The organism is Nocardioides sp. NPDC054178 (genome assembly GCF_055585005.1).
Map to the genome: position 1 here is coordinate 116,331 of NZ_JBVJKY010000009.1, position 19,973 is coordinate 136,303.

The window sequence follows — 19,973 nt, forward strand, 5'->3', positions numbered from 1 at the left end:
GGTGGGATGGGGCTAGCGGCGCTGTTTGGGGTCGAGGAAGTCGCGCATGGCGTCGCCGAGCAGGTTGAACGCCAGGACGGACACGGAGAGGATCAGGCCGGGGACGACGGTCATCCACGGGGCGATCTCGAGCTGGCTGCGGCCCTCGCTCAGCATCCGGCCCCAGGAGGGTGTGGGCGGTGGGGTGCCGATGCCCAGGAAGCTGAGGGCGGACTCGGCGATGAGGATGACCGCGAAGAGCAGCGAGCCCATGACGAAGAGCGGGGCCATCAGGTTGGGCAGCCCGTAGCGGATCAGGATCCGTGGGGTGCCGCAGCCGACCGAGCGGGCCGCCTCGACATACGGCTCCTCGCGGATGCGGAGCATCTCGCCGCGGGCGACGCGGTTGATCGAGGGGATCACCAGCAGGCTGAGGGCGATCACCGTGTTGCGTACGCTCGGGCCGAGCAGGGCGGCCACGAAGAGCAGCAGCACGATCGAGGGGATCGCCATCAGCGCGTCCATGACGCGCTGCAGCGCCGAGTCGATCCAGGTGCCACCGAAGTAGCCGGACACGACGCCGATGACCAGGCCGATCGCACCGCCGAGCGCGAGCGTGGCGACCGCGATCAGCAGGGAGGTCCGGGCTCCGTAGAGCGAGCGGCTCAAGACGTCCCGGCCGAGCTCGTCGGTGCCGGCGAGGTGACCCCCGACCCCCGGGGCGGTGAGGAGGTTGACCCGGTCCTGGGCGAGCGGGTCGTACGGCGCGATCCACGGCGCCAGGACGGCGACCACGACGAAGAGCGTGATCAGGAACAGGGCGATGGCGCCGAGGGGCTGCTCCCTGGTGAACCGGACCAGGCCGCTGCGGGGCCGGGGTCGGCGCGCTGCCCGCGCGATCCCGGAGATGGCGATGCTCATGCGGAGGCTCCTTCGTAACGGATCCGCGGGTCGATGACCGCGTAGAGCAGGTCGACCACGACGTTGACGAGGATGAAGATGGCGCCGTAGACGATGACGCAGCCGAGGATGACCGGGTAGTCGCGCTGCCCGACCGCCTCGAAGATCAAGGACCCCATCCCCGGGATGGCGAAGATCCGTTCGAGGATGACGGTGCCGCCGAGGATGTGACCGACCTGCAGACCGAGCACCGTGAAGACCGGGATCAGCGAGCTGCGGCCGGCGTGCTTGAGCACGACCACGCGCTCGGAGGCGCCGCGGGAGCGGATGGTGCGGATGAAGTTGGAGCCGAGCACCTCCAGCAGCGAGGACCGCAGCATCCGGGCGATGCTCGCCATGGTCGCCGCCCCCAGGGCGATCGCCGGGAGCAGCATGTGGATCAGGTTCTGTCCGAGGTCCTCGGTGGGGGAGGCGTACACCAGGGGTGGGGACCAGCCGAACCAGAGGGCCAGGAAGGTGATCAGGAGCAGTGCCAGCCAGAAGTTCGGCAGCGACATGCCGATGACCGCCAGGAAGCGCATGACGTTGTCGACGACGCTGTGATGCCGGATCGCCGAGAGCATGCCGAACGGCACGCCGAGCAGGATGCCGAAGAGGATGGCCAGCAGCCCGAGCTCGAGGGTGGCGGGAAGACGCTCGAGGATCTTGGTCGTGACGGGGCGCTCGTCGTCGAACGAGTCGCCCAGATCGCCTTGGACCAGCCCGCCCACGAAGTGGCCGAACTGGGTCAGGATCGGCTTGTCCAGGCCGAGCTCGGCGGTGCGCTGGTCGATCTGGGCCTGGGTGACGCCCGGGGCGTCGGCCAGCTGGAGCCGGACGGCGTCGCCGGGGATCAGTCGGATGATGAGGAAGACCAGAGTGGCGACCAGGGCGAGCACGAGCAGGCCGTAGGTCAGGCGTCGTCCGGCGTAGAGAAGCATGCGATCACCTCGCGGAAGTGGGGTCGAAGAGGTGGCAGGCGACGCTGCGCGCGTCGCTCGGGCTGCCGATGGTGAGCAGCTCCGGCTCGTCGCGGTCGCAGCCGTCGATGCTCTGGCTGCAGCGTGGGTGGAACCGGCAGCCCGACGGGGGCCGTCGCGGGCTGGGGATCTCACCGGCGAGCGGCGTACGCAGCTGGCGGTGGGCGTCGGGGGAGGGGATCGACGCCATCAGGGCCTGTGAGTAGGGATGTCGGGGCCGCTCGCTGATGTCGTCGGCGTGGGCCACCTCGGCGAGCTTGCCGAGATACATCACGCAGACGCGGTCGGAGATGTAGCGCACCACGTTGAGGTCGTGCGCGATGAAGAGATAGGAGAGCCCGAGCTCGCGCTGGACCTCCTTGAGCAGGTTGAGCACCTGTGCCTGGACGGAGACGTCGAGTGCGCTGACCGCCTCGTCGCAGACGATGAGGTCGGGGTCGGTGGCGAGTGCTCGGGCGATCCCGATGCGCTGCGCCTGGCCGCCGGAGAACTGGTGGGGGTAGCGCTCCAGCGCGAACGAGGGGAGGCCGACCAGGTCGAGCAGCTCCTTGGCGCGCTTGATCCGGCCGGCTCTGTCGCTCATGCCGTGGACCACCATCGGCTCGGTCAGCACCTGCGCGATGGTCATCCGCGGGTTGAACGAGCTGAACGGGTCCTGGAAGACGAGCTGCATCCGCTTGCGGAGCTGCGTCAGGCTGCTCTTCGACAGCGTCGCGATGTCGTGACCGTCGAAGGTGACCGAGCCGCTGGTCGGCTCGATCAGCCGCAGGATCAGCCGCCCGAGCGTCGACTTGCCGGAGCCGGACTCGCCGACCAGGCCGAGGGTCTCGCCACGCCTGATGGTCAGCGAGACGCCGTCCACGGCTCGTACGGGTGGCCGGCGGGGAGCGAGGAGCCCCTGGCCGTCGCCGAAGTGCTTGACGAGACCGTGTGCCTCGACGAGGGGCGCGGCGCCGGGAACGATCATCGGGCCACCTCCGCCATCGGCGCGAGGGCGCCCCGGTCCTCGTCCGGGCGCCAGCACCGCACCTGTCGTCCGGCGATATGGCGCAGCGGCTGGGGCGCCGCGCACTCGGGGCCGGCCTCGGAGCAGCGGGTGGCGAAGCGGCAGCCGCTGGGCATCTCGTCGAGGGCCGGCACGGCACCCGGGATCGCCGGCATCTCCTGGTCGCGCGGGGTGTCGCGTCGCGGGATCGCATGGAGCAGCGCCTGCGTGTAGGGGTGCTGCGGCCGGTCGAGGATCTCGTCGGCGGTGCCGGTCTCGACGACCTGCCCGGCGTAGAAGACGACCACCCGGTCGGCCATCTCGGCGACCACACCCATGTCGTGGGTGATCAGCATCAGTCCGACCCCGGTCCGGTCCTGGAGGTCGCGGATCAGCGCCAGCACCTGGGCCTCGACGGTGACGTCGAGAGCGGTGGTCGGCTCGTCGGCGATGAGCAGGCGCGGGTCGCAGGCGAGCGCACCGGCGATCATCACCCGCTGCCGCTGGCCGCCCGAGAGCTGGTGGGGGTACGCCTTGAACTTGGTCGCGGGCTCGGGGATGCCGACGAGATCCAGCAGCTCGACGGCGCGCTCGCGTGCCTTCCGCTTCGAGACGTCGTGGTGGATCCGGTAGGCCTCGACGAGCTGGTGCCCGATCGTGAAGAGGGGATCGAGCGAGGTCATCGGGTCCTGGAAGATCACCGAGATGTCCTTGCCCCGCACGCTGCGCAGGGCGTGGTTGTCGGCACCGGTGATGTCCCTGCCGTCCCAGGTGATCCGCCCGCCGCTGACCCGGCCGTTGCCCAGCAGACCGAGCACGGCGAGCGCCGTGACGCTCTTGCCGGAACCGGACTCGCCGACGACGGCGACGGTCTCGCCGGCGTCGATCCAGAGGTCGACGGCGTTGAGGGCCTCGACCGTGCCTCCGCCGGTCCGAAACTCCACGTGGAGGTCCTCGATGCGCAGAAGCGGCTGATTCGCGGACCCAGTTGGTGCTCTCATATCGGACCCTCCCGTTCGTGTCCGCGACCGGTGTCGGTCGCCGATGTTGGTGGCTCAATCTAGAATCACGCTCTAGGATGAGATTCATCATTGGGTCGCCAAACGAGTGTGTCAAGGGTCACAATCCGGATATCGGACTTTCTTTCTCGCGACACTCCGCTCGGCGCGGGGTCGTGCCGTGGCGTACGACGCAGGTGGCGCCGTCTCGCACGGCGCAGGAGGTGGAATGAGCGGGTCCGAACCCACCGAAGTGACGGGGGCTGCGCGTTCGACCCTGATCGTGGTCTGCCTGGTCAGCGCGGTGATGGCGCTCAACGCGAGCTCGCTCAACGTGGCGCTGCCGACGCTGAGCAGGGAGTTCGAGGTGAGCTCGGCGGAGGGGAGCTGGCTCCTGCTCTCCTACATGGTCGCCAACACCGCCTGCCTGCTCCTCTTCGGCCGCCTCAGCGACGTCTGGGGACAGCGGAGCCTCTACCTGGGCGGACTGGTCCTCTTCTCGCTGGCGAGCCTGCTGGCCGGCTTCGCTCCGAACGTCGAGGTGCTCATCGGCCTTCGTGTGGTCGCCGCCATCGGCGGCGCGGTGCTCATCGGCAACGGCGCCACCCTCATCCATCAGGCCTTCCCGCGCGCCTCCCTGGGAGGTGCGATGGGCCTGTACGCCGCCTCGTTCCCCACCGCCAACCTGGTCGGACCGACGCTCGGCGGGCTGATCGTCGACCACGTCGGCTGGCAGTGGGTGTTCTGGTTCAACGTGCCGGTCTGCCTGATCGCGCTGGTCGCGGGACAGGTGCTGCTGCCGCGCCCCGTGGTGGAGAAGCGGGCCGGTGGTCTCGACCTTCCCGGCAACCTGGTGATCATGGTCGGTGTGGTGATGCTGACCCTCGGGATCACGTCGCTGACCGACCTCGGGTGGCTGCATCCCCTGGTGATCGGATGTGTCGTGGGATCGGTCGTCCTCGTCCCGGTCCTGCTGCTCGTCGAACGGCGCGCGACGGCGCCGGTGCTCGACATCGTCGTCATGCGCCGTGTCGGGAAGCTCTTTCTCGCGGGCTTCTTCACGGGTGCCGGAAGGTTCCCGCTGATCGTGCTGGCCAGCCTCTACTTCCAGAGCGTCGTCGGCGTCCCTCCGGGGACGGCGGGGATGATGCTGCTGCCGATGCCGGTCGGGATGATCAGCGCCTCACTGACCCTCGGTCGGCTCTCGCGCCGCTGGACGCCGCACCAGATCATGTCCGGAGGATCGGTGGTGGGTACGTGCGGCGTCGCCCTGGTCGCGCTCGCGATCCATCTCGAGCTGACCTGGATGGTGATGGGGACGCTCGCGGTCGTCGGCCTGGCGACAGGTCTGTTCATCGGCACCAACGCCACGGTGCTCCTGGAGCGGGCTCCTGAGGACGCTCTGGGTGTCGTCAACGCGACGCGGCTGATGCTGCAGAACACCGGCAACGTCCTCAGTCTCGCCGTCGCCCTCACCCTCCTCACCGCGATCCTGCCGCCCGGGCTCGGCGAGGCGGTGCTCGCCGCGAGCGTTCCGGCCGACGGTGTCGGTGCGGTCAACGTGGCCTTCACGCTGGTCTGCCTCTTCCTGCTGGCGCTCGGCGCGGTCGGAGCCTGGTACTCGTTCCCGCGTCGAGGTGATGCCGAGGACACGGTGATGCCTCGCCGCCCCGAGGTCGCGGTCGCCGGTTGCCGACAGGTCGGGCTGCCGAAGGACGTGCTCGACTGACTGCTGCCCGCCCGAGCGGGCCATGGATGACCGGCCGTCAGGAGAGGTCGAGCGGGTCGCGGTGGAGAACGACCTTGGTGGTGTGTGCCGGGTAGGCCTCGATCGCGTGGTCCCAGTCCGCGAGCAGGCTGGTGACGCGCTCGGCCTCGAAACCGGTGCGGGCGATGAAGTCGAGCATCTCCGGCAGGTACGGCCGGACGTGGGAGACGCCGACCTGGAGGGTCGCACTGGTGGCGTACATGTCCATCACCGGGATCAGGGTGTTGGCGCCCAGGTAGTAGCCGTTGCCGGTGCAGATGCCGCCGGGGCGCAGCGCGCGCAGGGCGTCTCGCAGGCCCTGGCCGGTCGAGGAGGCCTCGACGGCGACGTCGTAGCGCTGAGCGATCCGCGGCATCAAGGACCTGTGGCGTGACCTGTCGATCCTGTGGACGGCTGCGCCGAAGCTCTCGGCGATCTCCAGGCGACTGTCGCGATCGTCGAAGTAGTCGACGCGCTCGGCGCCGAGAAGCACGGCGAGACCGGCGGAGTAGAGGCCGATGCTCTGGGCGCCGCCGCCGATGACGAGGACGCGGCCGCCGGGTCGCTGCGCGAGGGTCGGAGCGACGCCGCGCCAGGCGTCGGTGAGGTTGTCGCCGGCCGAGGCGACCCGTAGCGGGTCGACGCCGTCGGGGACCTTGGCGAGCATGTGGTCGGCGAAGGGGATCCGAAGGGCGTCGGAGATGACGCCGCCCCAGGCTCCGGACATGGGGCCGAACCCGAAGCACGACAGCGTCCCGCCCGGACTCGTGGGTACGAAGGTCGAGCACTTCGCGGTCAGGCCGAGCCGGCATTCGTAGCAGGTCCCGCACGACACGGCCCACGGGACGACCACGATGTCGCCGACCCGCATGTCGGTCACGGCCGCGCCGACCGCGGTGACCTGGGCGATGGCCTCGTGGCCGATGCCGAACGGGCCGGAGAACGGCTCCTTGCCGATGATGTCGGCGACCACCGGGTCGATGGCTCCCGACCTCATCGCTGCCTGCATCGCCCGATGCTTGAGCCCGTGGAGGTGCAGCGGGAGCGCGTCGCCGTCGCAGCGGCTCGCGACGAACGGCCGCACCAGCGCATCGCCAGGATCGACCAGCACCGGGTCGGGCTTCTCCACCCAGGCGATGTGGCCGGGCTTGATCAGGTTGAGCTCACGCATGCCTTCTCCTTTGCTATGCTATGCGACGTAGCATAGTGGCGAGCCAGAGGAACGGATACATGGGGTTGCGGACCGACACCAGGCAGCGCATGGTCACCAGTGCGGCGCTCCTGCTGCGCGAGCACGGCGTTGCCGGCACGTCGGTGGCCAAGGTCCTGACACACAGCAACGGCCCGCGCGGCTCGGTGGGATTCCACTTCCCCGGCGGCCGCCGCGAGCTGATCACCGATGCGCTCACCTGGGCGGGGGAGAGCGTCACCGGCAGTCTGCGCCAGGCGGCCGACGCCGGCGTCGACCCCTCGGTGGTCTTTGTCGCCATCTGCCGGCACTACCGGGCGCAGCTCGTCGACACCGACTTCGCGGCCGGATGTCCCATCGGCGCGGCGATGCAGGAGGCTCATCACGACGCAGATCTGGGGCCGGTCGTGGGAGGCATTGTCTCCGAGTGGCAGGCCGCCCTCGCTGATCTGATCGCCGGTTCGGGGCGTACCAGGCGAGAAGCCGACAACCTCGCGATGCTGGCCATCGGCTCCCTCGAGGGCGCGATCATGATGGCTCGTGTCACCAGGTCGACGGCGCCGATCGACGTGGTCGTCGACCGGATCGCCCCGCTGCTCGCGGGGGAGTAGGTGCTAGGTGGTGACGTCGTGGCGAGCGGAGGGCCGCGCGACGCGTGAGCGGGTGATGAGGAAGCCGAAGGCGGTGGCGAGGACGTACATCACGATGCTGTAGACCGCGGCCGGGATGGCCACGGTGGTGTTGTCGAGCACGCTGAGGGCGATGGTCAGGGCCACCGTGGTGTTGTGGATCCCGACCTCCATCGAGGTGGCGATCGCCTGCTCCTGGCTGAGCCTGAACACCCGCGCGCCGAGGTAGCCGAGGCAGAGGCTCGCGCAGCAGAACAGGGTCACGACCACGCCGATCTCGCGGAGGTAGTCGGCGATGTTCTCCCGCTCCCCGAGGATCGCGCCGACCGAGACCAGGACCAGCACGACGATCGAGAAGATGCGTACCGGACGATCCGCCCGGGCGGCGAACGTCGCCGACCGGCTGCGCACCAGCATCCCGATGCCGACCGGGACCAGCACGATCGCGATCACCTGGAGGACCTTGCCGAACTGCAGTCCGAGGGTGTCGCCCGCGTCGAAGTAGCTGATCGCGGCGTTGGTGATCAACGGGATCGTGACCGCCGCGAGCACCGAGTTGACCGCCGTCAGCGTCACATTGAGCGCGACGTCGCCGCGGAACAGGTGGCTGAACAGGTTCGCCGTCGTCCCGCCCGGCGAGGCGGCCAGCAGCATCACCCCGACGGCGATCAGCGGATCGACGTCCGCGACCACGACGAGCGCGAACGCGATCAGCGGCAGCACCACGATCTGCAGCGTGAGCGCCACGAACACGGCTCGTGGAGTGCGTACGACCCGGCGGAAGTCTCCCGGGGTCAGGCTCAGGCCCAGACCGAACATGATGATGGCCAAGGCGATGGGGAGGCCGACCGAGAGCAGGGCCGAGTCGTTCACTGTGTTCCTCCAGCATGCAGGGCAGCCGCCACGATCGTCCGTATGAGATGTGCGTCACAGTGGACCATGCGGACGAGGTGAACCACAGTCTTATCCGGACATTTCGGCCCGCGAGGTACGTATCCCCTGTCGCGAGCGGCCTTCTCGGCTCGCGACAGGGGATATGCGGGTGAGCATCATCGGGATCATGCGAGCTTCTGGGCGACCTGGTTGAGGTTGGCGCGGAGCTTGTTCCGGTAGGCGTCGTGCTGCTCGGGCAGCCGTGCGTCGCAGAAGGCGGCCAGGTCGGGTCCGGTGACCTCCAGGACGCTGCGGCCGGCGGCGGCTTCGGTCTCGAACAGGTCGAGGATGTCGCGCAGGATGGCGACGATGTCCATGCCGTCGCCGGTGGTGAAGCGCCACAGGTAGTTCTTCATCTCGGCGTAGACGGTGCGGTAGTCGGCGGGCAGTTCGGCGGCGCGGGCTTCCATGCGCTTCCAGTCCTTCTTGTCGCCGATGAGGCGGGTGAGGATGTTGTTCATGGTGGTGCTCCTTCTTCCGGTTGGTGTTTCGGGGCCCCGTGTTTGGGGCTGTGGAAGAAGCGTGCAGGCCTGACGTAGCGTCAAGGTCAAGCACCGATCCGAAGAAAGTTTCCGCCGGGCGTGGTCTTCAGGCTGCGAGGGTGTGGTCGAGCAGTACGTGGCGCAGCCTAAGCTCGACGGGTGACAGGGGCACTGGATCTGGTGCCCGGGTGTCCGGCGGTGAGCCTGGTGCCCGCGTCACGGGTGGTGAGTGCGGCGACCAGGTGTCGGGTGGCGGGCTGATGTAGGTGTGCCCGGTGGGTGTGGTGGTGATGATGCTGCCGTCGGGTCTCGGTCTGGCCCGCCACCCGAGGGCCTCTTTGGCTTGGTTGCACCGCACGCAGAGACCTTGGAGATTCTCGGTGCTGGTGGTGCCGCCGTCGGTGTGGCGTTGGATGTGGTCGATGTTGCGGATCGGGGCGTCGCAGCCGTTGGTGCGGCAGATCCCGCCGTCGCGGGTGGTGATGAACTCGGCGAGACCGTCGGGGGCCTTCCGTGCGCGGGACTCCATCGCCACGAGCTGGCCAGCGGGGTCGGTGAACAACCGCCGGACGAACACCTCGGCGTCGGTGAGTGCGTCACGGGCCCAGGTTGCGGGGACGGGTCCGTAGCCCTCGACCAGGGTCGGCTGGCCGTCGGTGTTGGCGAGGGCTTCGGCGCTCATCACGATCTTGACCTCGATCCGAGGCTTCACACCGGTCTCGCGTCCGGTGACCCGGTCGACGAGGGTGTCGGCCATGACCTGACCCCGGGTCCGCTGATCACCGGCGGCACGGGCTGTGTTGGCGGCCTGGTCCAGTGCCGCGAACACAGCGACCCCGTCCTTGACGGGGAGTAGCGCGCCGAGCCAGGTCATCGTGTCGGGCGCCGGGCGTAGGCTGACGCGGCGGTCTTTGGTCGCGTTCGCGGCGCGGGCGACGACGGATTCCTGGTCGAGGGTGATCGCCAGTTTCTTGGCGGCGTTCTCGAGCTGCCGCAACCCCATCGCCACCGCCCGGGCCGGTTCCCCGTTCGGGCCGGTGGCGCAGAGGTCGTGGTCGATGACCCTCCGGTCCTCCAGTGACAGGCAGGCGGTTTCGCGGGCGAGGATGGTGGCCTGCCATTGGGAGAACTGCCCGGCCTTCATCAGTGTGAAGGTGTGTGGCATCTCGGCGATCAGGATCTTGGCCAGCCCGAGCAGCTTCGCGCCCTTCTCGGGTGAGACCCGGCGCGCCAGCGCAATCTGGGAGGCGACTCCCTCGCCGAGTTCCCGGGTGGGAATACCGGCCTCGGCCTGGCGTGCCCGGACGGCTTCGTCGAGGCGTACCGAAGCTTCTGCCTGAACGGCCTCAGCGGCGCACTTGACCCCTTCGAGACGGCTGATCCAGTCAACCAGCTCCCCCTCGGACGCACCCGGAGGTGGCCCAGCGAGGAGGCGATCGACGGTCTCGTTCATGCGCCTTATTATATGCGATGGAACACCATCAAGCGACTCATTTAGGCTGTTCAGACCCAGGTTACGCACTCAGCGAACAAGACACGTGAACCCGCACCACACCCCTCGCCGCCGCCCCGATACAGGCGAAATCTTTCTCGATCGGGTGCCGAGTCCAGGATGGCCGCAGGCCACCGGCGAAGCCGGCGCCCGAAGGGCGTCCTTGACGCGGCGCGCGATCGAGAAACACTCAAGGAACGGGTCGGCGGCGAACCCCAAACGAAAACACGGCCCCCACCGAGGTTCCCAAGACAGCTCGTCCGTTCTGACCTCCGAGACGGTCTCAGAGCGTTGATTCGATCATTTATAGTAAATCGAGTTACATGACTATCTCACGGTCTTCGATCCCACACAGGAGGTTCGCGTGGAGCGCCTGATCATTTTCGCTCTCGTCGGGCTCGCCGCCCAGGCTGTCGACGGGTCGCTGGGGATGGCCTACGGCGTCACCTCGAGCACCCTGCTGGTCGCCACCGGCGTCGCGCCGGCGGTCGCCTCGGCGTCGGTGCACCTGGCGGAGGTCGGCACGACGTTCGTCTCGGGCGTGTCCCACTGGCGGCTCGGGAACGTCGACTGGAAGGTCGTGGCGAAGATCGCGGTCCCGGGCGGCATCGGCGCCTTCACCGGCGCGACCGTGCTCTCCAACATCTCCACCGAGAGCGCTACCCCGTGGGTGGCCGGGCTGCTGCTGGTCCTCGGCGTCTACATCATCGCCCGCTTCGTCTTCGGCAAGCCGCCGGTCTTCATCCCGGGACGTCGCCCGGGGCTCGGTCTGCTCGCGCCGCTGGGTCTCTTCGGTGGCTTCATCGACGCCACCGGTGGCGGCGGCTGGGGCCCGGTGACCACGCCCACGCTGATCTCCAGCGGCACCCTGCACCCGCGCAAGGTGATCGGATCGGTCTCCACCGCCGAGTTCGTCACGACGCTCTCGGCGAGCGTCGGGTTCCTGGTCGGCCTGGCCGGCGAGGCGCTCGACTGGCGCATCATCGGCGGCCTCCTCGTCGGCGGCGTGATCGCCGCCCCGTTCGCCGCCTACCTGGTCAAGCACCTGTCGCTGCCCATCCTCGGCGGCCTGGTCGGCAGCATCATCCTGGTCACCAACGGACGTACGCTGCTGAAGAACTTCGACGCCGAGTCGGTGGCCGCCTACGGCGTGCTCTTCGCCGTCGCCGCCGTCATCGTCGCCATCGCGGTGCGCAAGGCGGGCAGGCTGACCGACGCCGAGGAACGGGAGTCGGAGCCCGAGCCGGCGAACGCCTGATCCGGGACCCGGAGTCGGTCGCCGCGGTCCGGAGGCCGGCGCCGAGAGCTCGGCGCCGGGTTCTCAAGCAGATCCCAGACGCAGCGAGGCGTACGTCTCCTTGACGAACCTCAGGTGGCTCCAGGTCTCGGCCTCGCGGACGCCGTCCAGGTCGCGGATGTGGTCGAGGACGCCGACGAGGTCGCCGGAGGTGGCGGTGGTGACGGTGAGCAGGGCGTCGAAGCGTCCCAGCGTCCGGGCCACGAAGGTGACCGCCGGGAGCCGGGCGAGCTGCTCGGCGATCGGGCGGTGGGCGGCGCCGTCGAGGCGGAGCCCGATCCCGGTCGCCGTACGCCGCTCCTGACCCGAGTGGCGTACGACCGCGCCGACCCGGACCACGTTGCCGTCGAGCAGCCGGACCACGCGGCGGCGCGTGCCGGCGGGGGAGAGGCCGATGCTCGCGGCGAGGTCGACGTAGGAGGCGCGGCCGTTCGTCTGCAACGCGCGCAGCAGGGCGTAGTCGGTCTCGTCGAGCGAGCCGACGGCGGGCGCGGGGCCCACCGGGGCGGCCACGTCGCGGATCACCTCGGTGTAGAGCAGGGTCTCGGTGGTGATGATGCCGTCGATCGTGCGCACCTCGGCGAGGGCGTCGTCGATCCGGCCGATGTCCTTCGCGCGCAGCTCCAGGACCAGGGCGTGGTGGCCGCTGGTCATCGAGACCAGGGTGGTGTCCTCGCGGGCCGCGGCCGCGTGAGCGACCTGGGTCGCGGAGCCGTTCACGGTGACCGAGACGTGGGCGAGCACGTCGTGCCCGAGGACCGCGGGATGGACGACCCCCCGGACGTCGATGTGCCCCTCGCCCAGCAGTCGCTGGACCCGGGTGGCGGCCGCTGATCGGGAGAGGCCCACCTGGGCGGCGATCTCGCGGTGGGTGAGGCGACCGTCCTGCTCGAGCAGGACGAGGATCGCCTCATCGGTGCCGTCGAGGACGCCGGGCGTGATTTCGTTCGACATTTTTTGGGCGCGTCTCCAGGGTCGGATCGATCCTCTGGGGCAGGGATCTGATCCGATTATGACGGATCTTCCAGGCATCGCCGACATATCGACAGCTATTACGGCCAGGTTAAGAACGAAACGATTGCGGCGGTGCTCGGGATGCTCTTAAGGTGACGCAGATCTCGGCCGACCCACAGATCCAGGAGGCCCGGTGTCCACGATCACCGCCCCACCAGCCACGTTGCGCGAGGAGAACGTCCTCGAGGCCGCCGACCGGCTCGTCGCCGCCTTCGCCGCGACCGACACCGCGGCCTACTTCGCCTGCTTCGCTCCCGAGGCCAGCTTCGTCTTCCACACCGAGCCCCGACGCCTCGAGGACCGCGCCGCCTACCAGCGCCTCTGGGCCGCCTGGGTCGCCGAGGGCTGGCGCGTCGAGTCCTGCCGGAGCAGCGCCCGTCTCGTCCAGATCCACGGTGACACCGCGGTCTTCAGCCACGACGTCCTCACCACGACCTCGACGGGCGGACCCGCCGAGACCACCCGCGAGCGCGAGACGATCGTGTTCCGCCTGGTCGACGGCGAGCTCCTCGCCGTGCACGAGCACCTGTCGGCCCAGCCGAGCGTGGGCCAGTGATGAGCACGCAGCCCCAGCCGCCGAAGGTCACCGAGGTCGAGCAGCACGGCGTCGAGCCGATCCCCGACCCCGAGCGCAGCGCCCGCCCGCTCGACCTGTTCCGGCTCACCTTCGGTGGCGCCAACACCATCGCCACCGTCGTGCTCGGTAGCTTCCCGATCCTGTTCGGGCTCTCCTTCGCCCACGGCCTGATGGCCACGCTCCTCGGGCTGCTCCTCGGTGCGGTCGTCCTCGCCCCGATGGCCCTGTTCGGCCCGCGCAACGGCACCAGCAACTCGGTCAGCTCCTCGGCCCACCTCGGTGTGCACGGCCGGATCGTCGGCTCGTTCCTCTCCCTGCTCACCGCGCTCGCGTTCTTCTCGATCTCGGTGTGGAGCTCCGGTGACGTACTCGTCGGCGGTGCCCACCGCGCGGTCGGGCTGCCGGAGAACGACCTGACCCTGGCGCTGGCCTACGGCCTCTTCGCCGTGCTCGTCCTGATCGTGTGCATCTACGGGTTCCGGTTCATGCTGCTGGTCAACAAGATCGCCGTGATCGCCGCGACCGTCCTCTTCCTGCTGGGCATCGCGGCCTTCGCGGGCGACTTCGACCCCGGCTACGCCGGTGCGTTCGGCTCCGGCTCGGAGGCGTTCGGCCAGCCCGGCTTCTGGGCCGCCTTCGTCGGCTCGGCGCTGATCGTGATGTCCAACCCGGTCAGCTTCGGCGCCTTCCTCGGCGACTGGGCCCGCTACATCCCGCGCGAGACGCCGGGACGATCCTCGATGGCCGCCGCGTTCCTGGCCCAGATCGCCACCCTCGTACCGTTCTGCTTCGGCCTGGTCACGATGACGATCATCGCCACCCGGGAGCCGGAGATCTTCGCGACCGGCGCGTACGCCTCCGGCATGCTCGCCATCGCACCGGGCTGGTACTTCGTCCCGGTCGCGCTCATCGCCCTGATCGGCGGCATGTCGACCGGCACCACCGCGCTCTACGGCACCGGCCTGGACTTCTCCAGCGTCTTCCCGCGCTTCAACCGCGTCCAGTCCACGGTGCTGATCGGGGTCTTCGCGATCGGCGTCATCTTCATCGGCCGGTTCGTCTTCGACGTCGTCTCCAGCATCTCCGCCTTCGCCGTCCTCATCATCAGCTGCACCGTCCCCTGGATGATGGTGATGATGATCGGCTGGTACGTCCGGCGCGGATGGTACGACTCCGACTCGCTGCAGGTCTTCAACCGCCGTCAGCGCGGGGGCCGCTACTGGTTCGCCCACGGCTGGAACTGGCGCGGCCTGTCGGCCTGGCTGATCGCGGCCGCCGTCGCGCTCACCTTCGTCAACCTTCCCGGCCAGTTCGTCGGTCCGTTCGCCCCGCTGGTCCCCGGCGGTGTCGACATCTCCATCCCGCTCGGGATGGGCCTCGGCGCGCTGCTCTACCTGGGCCTGCTCGTCGCCTTCCCCGAGCCGCGCGACGCCTACGGCCCCGACGGGCCCCGGCTGGTGCCGACCGCGGCAGCCGCGAACACCCCGGTCACCTCGGTCGACGACGGTCCGACGACCGCCGCCCCCGCCGTCGGCTGACCCGAACCACCCGCCACACCTGCCACACCGCTAGGAGAACCACCCATGCCCATCGGGCCCCTCGACGCCTCCAAGAACCCCCGCTACGCCGGCTTCGCGACGTTCGCGCGGCTGCCCCGCCTCGACGAGGTGGAGCACGCCGACATCGCGGTCGTCGGGGTTCCGTTCGACACCGGCGTCTCCTACCGGCCGGGTGCCCGCTTCGGCCCGTCGCACGTGCGGGAGTCCTCGCGCCTGCTGCGTCCCTACAACCCGGCGCTGGACGTCTCCCCGTTCGCCTCGGCACAGGTGGTCGACGCGGGCGACATCGCGGCGAATCCGTTCCACATCAACGAGGCGCTCGACACCGTGCAGGCCTCGGCGCTCGAGCTCACCGCCGGTGGCACCCGGCTGGTGACGATCGGTGGCGACCACACCATCGCGCTGCCGCTGCTGCGGGCGGCCGCCGAGCGGCACGGGCCGGTCGCGCTGGTGCACTTCGACGCCCACCTGGACACCTGGGACACCTACTTCGGTGCCGAGTACACCCACGGCACCCCGTTCCGGCGGGCCGTCGAGGAGGGCATCCTCGATACCGAGGCGCTGTGCCACGTCGGCACCCGCGGCCCCCTCTACGGCAAGAAGGACCTCGAGGACGACCGTCGCTTCGGCTTCGGGATCGTCACCTCCTCGGACGTGTTCCGCCAGGGCGTCGACGAGGTGGTCGAGAAGATCCGGAAGCGGGTCGGCGACCGGCCGGTCTACGTCTCGGTCGACATCGACGTCCTCGACCCGGCGCACGCGCCCGGCACCGGCACCCCCGAGGCCGGCGGGCTCACCTCGCGGGAGCTGCTGGAGATCCTGCGCGGCTTCGTGGGCCTGAACCTGATCGGCGCCGACGTGGTCGAGGTCGCCCCGGCGTACGACCACGCCGAGCTGACCGGTGTCGCCGCCTCGCACGTCGCCTACGACCTCGTCTCGCTGCTCGCGATGCGTCACTCGGGTCAGGCGTGAGGAGCCGCAACGGCGGTGACGTCGCCGTCGAGAGCCTGACCGCGCTCGGCGCGACCCATGTGTTCGGCATCCCGGGGCAGCACGCGCTCGGCCTCTTCGACGCCATCCGGCGCAGCGACCTGAGCTTCGTCTCCTCGCGGGTCGAGAACAACTCGGTCTTCGCGGCCGACGGCTACGCCCGTGCGACCGGCGAGGTCGGGGCCGTCTTCTGCTCCACCGGACCCGGGGCGCTCACGGCGCTGGGCGCGCTCCAGGAGGCGTACGCCGCCTGCGTGCCGATCCTGATGATCACGAGCCAGATCCCGCGCGACGGGCTCGGCGGCGCCCGCAAGGGCTACCTGCACCAGCTCGACGACCAGCAGGCCAGCGCCCGTAACGTCACCAAGTCGACCGCCGTCGTCCGGGACGCGGCCGCGATCCCGGGCGTCCTCGCCGACGCGTGGGCCACCGCCCAGGCGGCCCCTGCCGGACCGGTCTGGGTCGAGATCCCGCAGGACGTGCTCCTCGAGGAGGTCACCGTCCCGCCCGTGACCGGGCTGGCCGCGGAGGTGCCCGCACCGCGCCGCCCCCGGCCGGAGGTCGCCGCCGAGGCCGCTCTGCTGCTGGCCGCGGCCGAGCGGCCGGTGATCCTGGCCGGGGGAGGCGTACGCCGCTCCGCCGGCGCCCCGGCGGCGCTGGTCGCCCTCGCCGAGCTCCTCGACGCTCCGGTGGTCTCGACCCCCGGCGGCAACGGCTCGATCCCGCTCGCACACCCGCTGAGCGCCGGCGCGTGGATCGAGGACCGGTTCACGACCGACCTGCTCGAGGATGCTGACGTCCTGCTCGCGATCGGCACCTCCTTCGGCGAGGTGACCAGCAACTACGGCACCTTCGCCCCGCGTGGCCGGGTGATCCAGGTGGACGCCGAGGCGAGGGTGCTCGGCTCCAACCACGACGTGCTCGGCGTCCACGCCGATGCCGCCGCAGCGCTGGCCGACCTCGCCGCGGCCCTTCCCGTGAAGAGCTCCGAGCCCGCCCCGAGGCGGTCCGGTGCGGGCGTCGCCGCCGACCTGCGTACCCGGGTCCAGGGCCGACTCGACGGCCAGGACCTCGGCGCGGAGCAGCGGCTCCTCGCCGACCTGCGCGCGGCCGTGCCCGACGACGCCGACACCTTCTGGGACATGACCATCGCGGCGTACTGGGCCTGGTCGGCGTGGGATCCCCGCACCGGCGGCTTCCACACCGCGCAGGCCTCCGGCGGTCTCGGGTCGGCCTTCCCCTCGGCGATCGGCGCCGCGCTCGGGACCGGGCGGCGTACGTTCGCGGTCACCGGCGACGGCGGCGCGATGTACTCCATCGCCGAGCTCGCCACCGCCCGCCAGCACGACGCCGAGGTCACCTGGCTGGTGATCGACGACGGCGGCTACGGGATCCTGCGCGAGTACATGACCGGGGCCTTCGGCGCCGCCACCGCCACCGAGCTCGCCCGTCCCGACTTCGTCCTCCTGGCCGAGGCGTTCGGCATCCCCGTCCGCGCCGCCACCCCGGAGACCGTCGGCGAGATCGTCGCCGGCACCTTCACCACCAGCGGGCCCGCCGTGGTGGTCCTCCCGACGACCCTCCGCATGTTCGCCTCCACCTGACTCCGCCCCTGACTCCGCCCCCCTGAACTGGAGCCCCCACATGGATCTCGCCATCATCGTCATCTACCTCGCCGCCATGGTCGCCTTCGGCTGGTGGGGCAAGTCCCGCACCAGCGACAGCTCCGACTTCCTCGTCGCCGGCCGCCGCCTCGGTCCGGTGCTCTACACCGGCACCATGTCCGCGCTCGTCCTCGGCGGCGCCTCGACCGTCGGTGGCGTCGCGCTCGGCTACGAGTACGGCCTCTCCGGGGCGTGGCTGGTGACCGCCATCGCCCTGGGCGTCCTGGTGCTGAGCCTCTTCTTCGCCGGCAGGATCCAGCGGCTGCGGATCTACACCGTGGCTCAGATGCTCGAGCTGCGCTACGGCGTCGGCGCCACCGCGGCCTCCGGGCTGGTCATGGTGGCCTACACGCTGATGCTCGCGGTCACCTCGACGATGGCGTACGCGACCGTGTTCAACGTCCTGTTCGGCACCGACCGCGCCGTCTCGGTGCTGATCGGCGGCGCCATCGTGGTCATCTACTCCGCCATCGGCGGGATGTGGTCGATCACCCTGACCGACATGGTGCAGTTCGCGCTCAAGACCATCGGCGTCTTCGTCCTGCTCCTGCCGTTCACCTGGAACCACGCCGGCGGCTTCGACGGGATCAGGGAGCGGGCCGGCGACTCGGTCTTCGACCTCGGCGCCATCGGCACCGGGACGATCATCACCTACATCGTCGTCTACACCTTCGGCATGCTGATCGGGCAGGACATCTGGCAGCGGGTCTTCACCGCCCGCTCCCCGCAGGTGGCCCGCTGGGGCGGCACCGCGGCCGGGGTCTACTGCCTGCTCTACGGTGTGGCCGGCGCGCTCATCGGCGCCGCCGCCTCCACCTTCATGACCGTCGACGACCGCAATGACGTCTACGCCACCATCGCCCAGTCGATCCTCCCGGTCGGCGTCAGCGGCCTGGTGCTCGCCGCGGCGGTCGCCGCGATGATGTCGACCGCCTCGGGTGCCCTGATCGCCACCGCGACGGTGGCCCGCACCGATGTCCAGCCGCTGCTCGCCCGCCTGGTCGGGCGCACCCCGGCGCAGGTGCAGGACGAGGCCGAGAACCCCGAGCACGACGTACGCTCCAACCGGATCTACGTCGTCGCGATCGGCATCGCCGTCGTCGTCATCTCGACCCTGCTCACCGATGTCGTCTCCGCGCTGACCATCGCCTACGACATCCTCGTCGGGGGCCTGCTGGTGCCGATCCTGGGCGGTTTCCTGTGGCGTCGCGGGACCGGCGCGGGAGCGGTGGCGGCGATGGCGACCGGCACCGTCGCGACGCTGGGCACGATGGCGATCGTCGGTGACGTGCTCGCCAACGAGCCCGTCTACGCGGGTCTCGTCGTCAGCGCCGTGGCGTACGTCCTGGTCAGCCTGCTCACCCGCCCGACCGAGCCCGCGGTGATGCGGGAGTGGACCAGTCGGCTCGCGGGCGAGTCCACCGAGGCGTCCGCGCTAGAGGGAAGCCTCGGGTAGCGGGACGGCTCGCACCTCGCGCGGGCCGCGGAGGCGGTGCCCGTCCTCGCAGGTCAGGGACAGGTGCACCGCACCGCCGCAGTCGCGGTGCTCGAGGGTGAGCGCGGATCCGCGGGCGTCGGCGACGTAGCGGTCTCCCCACTCCATCATGGCGACCAGCGTCGGGTAGAGGTCGAGTCCCTTCTGGGTCAGCCGGTACTCGTGCCGCTGGCGCTGGCCCTCGGCGTGGTAGGGCACGCGGGCGAGGACGCCCTGGTCGACCAAGGTGTTCAGCCGGTCGGTGAGCACCGCCCGCGAGACGTCGAGGTTCTGCTGGAGGTCGGCGAAGCGGCGTACGCCGAGGAAGGCCTCGCGGAGCACGAGCAGGCTCCATTTCTCGCCGACCACCGCGAGGGTGCCGGCGACCGAGCATCGGGTGCGGTCGATCTCATCGGTGATCACGGGACCAGCGTACGACGCTGAATTCGTTTGACGAACTCAGCGCCACAGGCGGAGAGTTCGAAATATGAACTCAGAACTCCTTCTCGTGACCCCTGCGGTCGCCACCCGACCGGTGCGGCCCGACGACCTGGTCGCCTTCGAGCGGATGTGGTCACGTCTGTCCGCGGAGACGATCTACCGCCGCTTCCACGCCCCGGTCCGGCGGCTCTCGCTCAAGCTCCGCCGCTACCTGGTCGACGTCGACCACCGTGACCACGACGCCCTGGTCGCGGTCGCAGGTGGGGAGGTGGTCGCGGTGGCCCGCTACCACCGCTGCGCCGAGGAGCCCGCCGCCGCGGAGGTGGCCGTGCTCGTGGAGGATGCCTGGCAGGGCCGTGGTCTGGGGGCGCGGCTGCTGCGCGAGCTGGCGTGCCTGGCGCGTCGCCGAGGCATCGATGTGCTCACCGGCGACGTGCAGTCCGACAACCTCCGGATGCTCGACCTCATACGGTCCCTCCTGGGCTCGGCCGCGCTGCAGCCTCAGGGCGCCGTCGTCCACGTGCGCGGGACCTACGACGAGGCGGGGGAGGAGCGCGCGTTCGGCCTGTGTCGCTGAGGCCTGTTTATCTTCCCGCCACGTGGG

General features: G+C 70.1%; 19 protein-coding genes. 9 read left to right on the plus strand and 10 right to left on the minus strand.

Annotated elements, in window-relative coordinates; translation table 11 throughout:
* Positions 1 to 12 precede the first annotated feature (12 nt).
* The 4 genes from ACZ6WN_RS26325 to ACZ6WN_RS26340 are packed head-to-tail and all read right to left on the minus strand — an operon-like array spanning position 13 to position 3,827.
* Positions 13 to 900 carry an ABC transporter permease gene (locus tag ACZ6WN_RS26325; RefSeq protein ID WP_465868975.1) on the minus strand — a complete coding sequence of 296 codons (888 nt, stop codon included), beginning with the start codon at positions 898 to 900 and terminating at the stop codon, positions 13 to 15.
* Positions 897 to 1,859: an ABC transporter permease gene (locus tag ACZ6WN_RS26330; protein WP_357340999.1), complete on the minus strand. Its 963-nt coding sequence runs from the start codon at positions 1,857 to 1,859 to the stop codon at positions 897 to 899. The genes ACZ6WN_RS26325 and ACZ6WN_RS26330 overlap by 4 nt, the downstream gene beginning before the upstream one ends.
* 4 nt (positions 1,860 to 1,863) lie before the next feature.
* Entirely contained in the window at positions 1,864 to 2,865 is a 1,002-nt protein-coding gene (locus tag ACZ6WN_RS26335; protein WP_465868977.1) for an ABC transporter ATP-binding protein, read from the minus strand.
* Entirely contained in the window at positions 2,862 to 3,827 is a 966-nt protein-coding gene (locus tag ACZ6WN_RS26340; protein ID WP_465868979.1) for an ABC transporter ATP-binding protein, read from the minus strand. Before ACZ6WN_RS26340 ends, ACZ6WN_RS26335 begins: the two co-directional genes overlap by 4 nt.
* Positions 3,828 to 4,110: 283 nt before the next feature.
* Between ACZ6WN_RS26340 and ACZ6WN_RS26345 the strand changes: the two genes are divergently transcribed.
* Positions 4,111 to 5,610, plus strand: a complete 1,500-nt coding sequence (locus ACZ6WN_RS26345) for an MFS transporter (RefSeq protein WP_465868981.1) — start codon at positions 4,111 to 4,113, stop codon at positions 5,608 to 5,610.
* A 37-nt stretch (positions 5,611 to 5,647) separates the two neighbouring features.
* Here ACZ6WN_RS26345 and ACZ6WN_RS26350 read toward each other — a convergent pair whose 3' ends face one another.
* Positions 5,648 to 6,799, minus strand: a complete 1,152-nt coding sequence (locus ACZ6WN_RS26350) for an alcohol dehydrogenase catalytic domain-containing protein (RefSeq protein WP_465868982.1) — start codon at positions 6,797 to 6,799, stop codon at positions 5,648 to 5,650.
* A 59-nt stretch (positions 6,800 to 6,858) separates the two neighbouring features.
* On the opposite strand from ACZ6WN_RS26350, the gene ACZ6WN_RS26355 reads away from it, so the two are divergent.
* Positions 6,859 to 7,428: a TetR/AcrR family transcriptional regulator gene (locus ACZ6WN_RS26355; protein WP_465868984.1), complete on the plus strand. Its 570-nt coding sequence runs from the start codon at positions 6,859 to 6,861 to the stop codon at positions 7,426 to 7,428.
* A 3-nt stretch (positions 7,429 to 7,431) separates the two neighbouring features.
* Here ACZ6WN_RS26355 and ACZ6WN_RS26360 read toward each other — a convergent pair whose 3' ends face one another.
* The 3 genes from ACZ6WN_RS26360 to ACZ6WN_RS26370 all read right to left on the minus strand — a co-directional run bounded on the left by ACZ6WN_RS26360 (position 7,432) and on the right by ACZ6WN_RS26370 (position 10,314).
* Positions 7,432 to 8,319, minus strand: a complete 888-nt coding sequence (locus tag ACZ6WN_RS26360) for a bile acid:sodium symporter family protein (RefSeq protein ID WP_465868986.1) — start codon at positions 8,317 to 8,319, stop codon at positions 7,432 to 7,434.
* Between the two features lie 185 nt (positions 8,320 to 8,504).
* Positions 8,505 to 8,840: a DUF1048 domain-containing protein gene (locus ACZ6WN_RS26365; RefSeq protein WP_465868988.1), complete on the minus strand. Its 336-nt coding sequence runs from the start codon at positions 8,838 to 8,840 to the stop codon at positions 8,505 to 8,507.
* Between the two features lie 127 nt (positions 8,841 to 8,967).
* A complete protein-coding gene (locus ACZ6WN_RS26370; protein WP_465868990.1) occupies positions 8,968 to 10,314 on the minus strand; it encodes an HNH endonuclease in 1,347 nt (448 codons plus the stop codon).
* A gap of 403 nt (positions 10,315 to 10,717) precedes the next feature.
* On the opposite strand from ACZ6WN_RS26370, the gene ACZ6WN_RS26375 reads away from it, so the two are divergent.
* Complete coding sequence (locus ACZ6WN_RS26375) at positions 10,718 to 11,611, plus strand: sulfite exporter TauE/SafE family protein (RefSeq protein WP_465868992.1); 894 nt, start codon at positions 10,718 to 10,720, stop codon at positions 11,609 to 11,611.
* A 63-nt stretch (positions 11,612 to 11,674) separates the two neighbouring features.
* Here the strand turns inward: ACZ6WN_RS26375 and ACZ6WN_RS26380 are convergent, their stop codons facing one another.
* On the minus strand, positions 11,675 to 12,604 hold the full coding sequence (locus ACZ6WN_RS26380; protein WP_465868994.1) for an Lrp/AsnC family transcriptional regulator: 930 nt from the start codon (positions 12,602 to 12,604) through the stop codon (positions 11,675 to 11,677).
* Positions 12,605 to 12,797: 193 nt separating this feature from the next.
* On the opposite strand from ACZ6WN_RS26380, the gene ACZ6WN_RS26385 reads away from it, so the two are divergent.
* Genes ACZ6WN_RS26385 through ACZ6WN_RS26405 form a run of 5 tightly spaced genes read left to right on the plus strand, consistent with a single transcriptional unit; the run spans position 12,798 to position 18,910 of the window.
* Entirely contained in the window at positions 12,798 to 13,220 is a 423-nt protein-coding gene (locus ACZ6WN_RS26385; RefSeq protein WP_465868996.1) for a nuclear transport factor 2 family protein, read from the plus strand.
* Positions 13,220 to 14,779 (plus strand): purine-cytosine permease family protein, encoded by a 1,560-nt coding sequence (locus ACZ6WN_RS26390; RefSeq protein ID WP_465868998.1) that lies wholly within the window; start codon positions 13,220 to 13,222, stop codon positions 14,777 to 14,779. The genes ACZ6WN_RS26385 and ACZ6WN_RS26390 overlap by 1 nt, the downstream gene beginning before the upstream one ends.
* Positions 14,780 to 14,824: 45 nt before the next feature.
* A complete protein-coding gene (gene speB, locus ACZ6WN_RS26395; RefSeq protein WP_357338379.1) occupies positions 14,825 to 15,772 on the plus strand; it encodes an agmatinase in 948 nt (315 codons plus the stop codon).
* A complete protein-coding gene (locus ACZ6WN_RS26400) occupies positions 15,769 to 17,394 on the plus strand; it encodes a thiamine pyrophosphate-binding protein (protein WP_465869001.1) in 1,626 nt (541 codons plus the stop codon). The genes speB and ACZ6WN_RS26400 overlap by 4 nt, the downstream gene beginning before the upstream one ends.
* A 40-nt stretch (positions 17,395 to 17,434) precedes the next feature.
* A complete protein-coding gene (locus ACZ6WN_RS26405) occupies positions 17,435 to 18,910 on the plus strand; it encodes a sodium:solute symporter family protein (protein ID WP_465869003.1) in 1,476 nt (491 codons plus the stop codon).
* Here the strand turns inward: ACZ6WN_RS26405 and ACZ6WN_RS26410 are convergent.
* Positions 18,890 to 19,351 (minus strand): winged helix-turn-helix transcriptional regulator, encoded by a 462-nt coding sequence (locus ACZ6WN_RS26410; protein ID WP_465869004.1) that lies wholly within the window; start codon positions 19,349 to 19,351, stop codon positions 18,890 to 18,892. The genes ACZ6WN_RS26405 and ACZ6WN_RS26410 overlap by 21 nt on opposite strands.
* A 64-nt stretch (positions 19,352 to 19,415) precedes the next feature.
* Between ACZ6WN_RS26410 and ACZ6WN_RS26415 the strand changes: the two genes are divergently transcribed.
* The gene (locus ACZ6WN_RS26415; RefSeq protein WP_465869005.1) at positions 19,416 to 19,946 is read left to right on the plus strand and encodes a GNAT family N-acetyltransferase; all 531 of its coding nucleotides are present in this window, start codon (positions 19,416 to 19,418) and stop codon (positions 19,944 to 19,946) included.
* The last annotated feature ends 27 nt before the right edge of the window (positions 19,947 to 19,973 follow it).

What these genes read in the sequence shown, in the direction of transcription:
- ACZ6WN_RS26390 (WP_465868998.1), top strand. Translation starts at nt 13,220, where the DNA reads ATGAGCACGCAGCCCCAGCCGCCGAAGGTCACCGAGGTCGAGCAGCAC.
- ACZ6WN_RS26415 (WP_465869005.1), top strand. Translation starts at nt 19,416, where the DNA reads ATGAACTCAGAACTCCTTCTCGTGACCCCTGCGGTCGCCACCCGACCG.
- ACZ6WN_RS26345 (WP_465868981.1), top strand. Translation starts at nt 4,111, where the DNA reads ATGAGCGGGTCCGAACCCACCGAAGTGACGGGGGCTGCGCGTTCGACC.
- ACZ6WN_RS26330 (WP_357340999.1), bottom strand. Translation starts at nt 1,859, where the DNA reads ATGCTTCTCTACGCCGGACGACGCCTGACCTACGGCCTGCTCGTGCTC.
- speB (WP_357338379.1), top strand. Translation starts at nt 14,825, where the DNA reads ATGCCCATCGGGCCCCTCGACGCCTCCAAGAACCCCCGCTACGCCGGC.
- ACZ6WN_RS26405 (WP_465869003.1), top strand. Translation starts at nt 17,435, where the DNA reads ATGGATCTCGCCATCATCGTCATCTACCTCGCCGCCATGGTCGCCTTC.
- ACZ6WN_RS26365 (WP_465868988.1), bottom strand. Translation starts at nt 8,840, where the DNA reads ATGAACAACATCCTCACCCGCCTCATCGGCGACAAGAAGGACTGGAAG.
- ACZ6WN_RS26325 (WP_465868975.1), bottom strand. Translation starts at nt 900, where the DNA reads ATGAGCATCGCCATCTCCGGGATCGCGCGGGCAGCGCGCCGACCCCGG.
- ACZ6WN_RS26380 (WP_465868994.1), bottom strand. Translation starts at nt 12,604, where the DNA reads ATGTCGAACGAAATCACGCCCGGCGTCCTCGACGGCACCGATGAGGCG.
- ACZ6WN_RS26355 (WP_465868984.1), top strand. Translation starts at nt 6,859, where the DNA reads ATGGGGTTGCGGACCGACACCAGGCAGCGCATGGTCACCAGTGCGGCG.
- ACZ6WN_RS26335 (WP_465868977.1), bottom strand. Translation starts at nt 2,865, where the DNA reads ATGATCGTTCCCGGCGCCGCGCCCCTCGTCGAGGCACACGGTCTCGTC.
- ACZ6WN_RS26370 (WP_465868990.1), bottom strand. Translation starts at nt 10,314, where the DNA reads ATGAACGAGACCGTCGATCGCCTCCTCGCTGGGCCACCTCCGGGTGCG.
- ACZ6WN_RS26350 (WP_465868982.1), bottom strand. Translation starts at nt 6,799, where the DNA reads ATGCGTGAGCTCAACCTGATCAAGCCCGGCCACATCGCCTGGGTGGAG.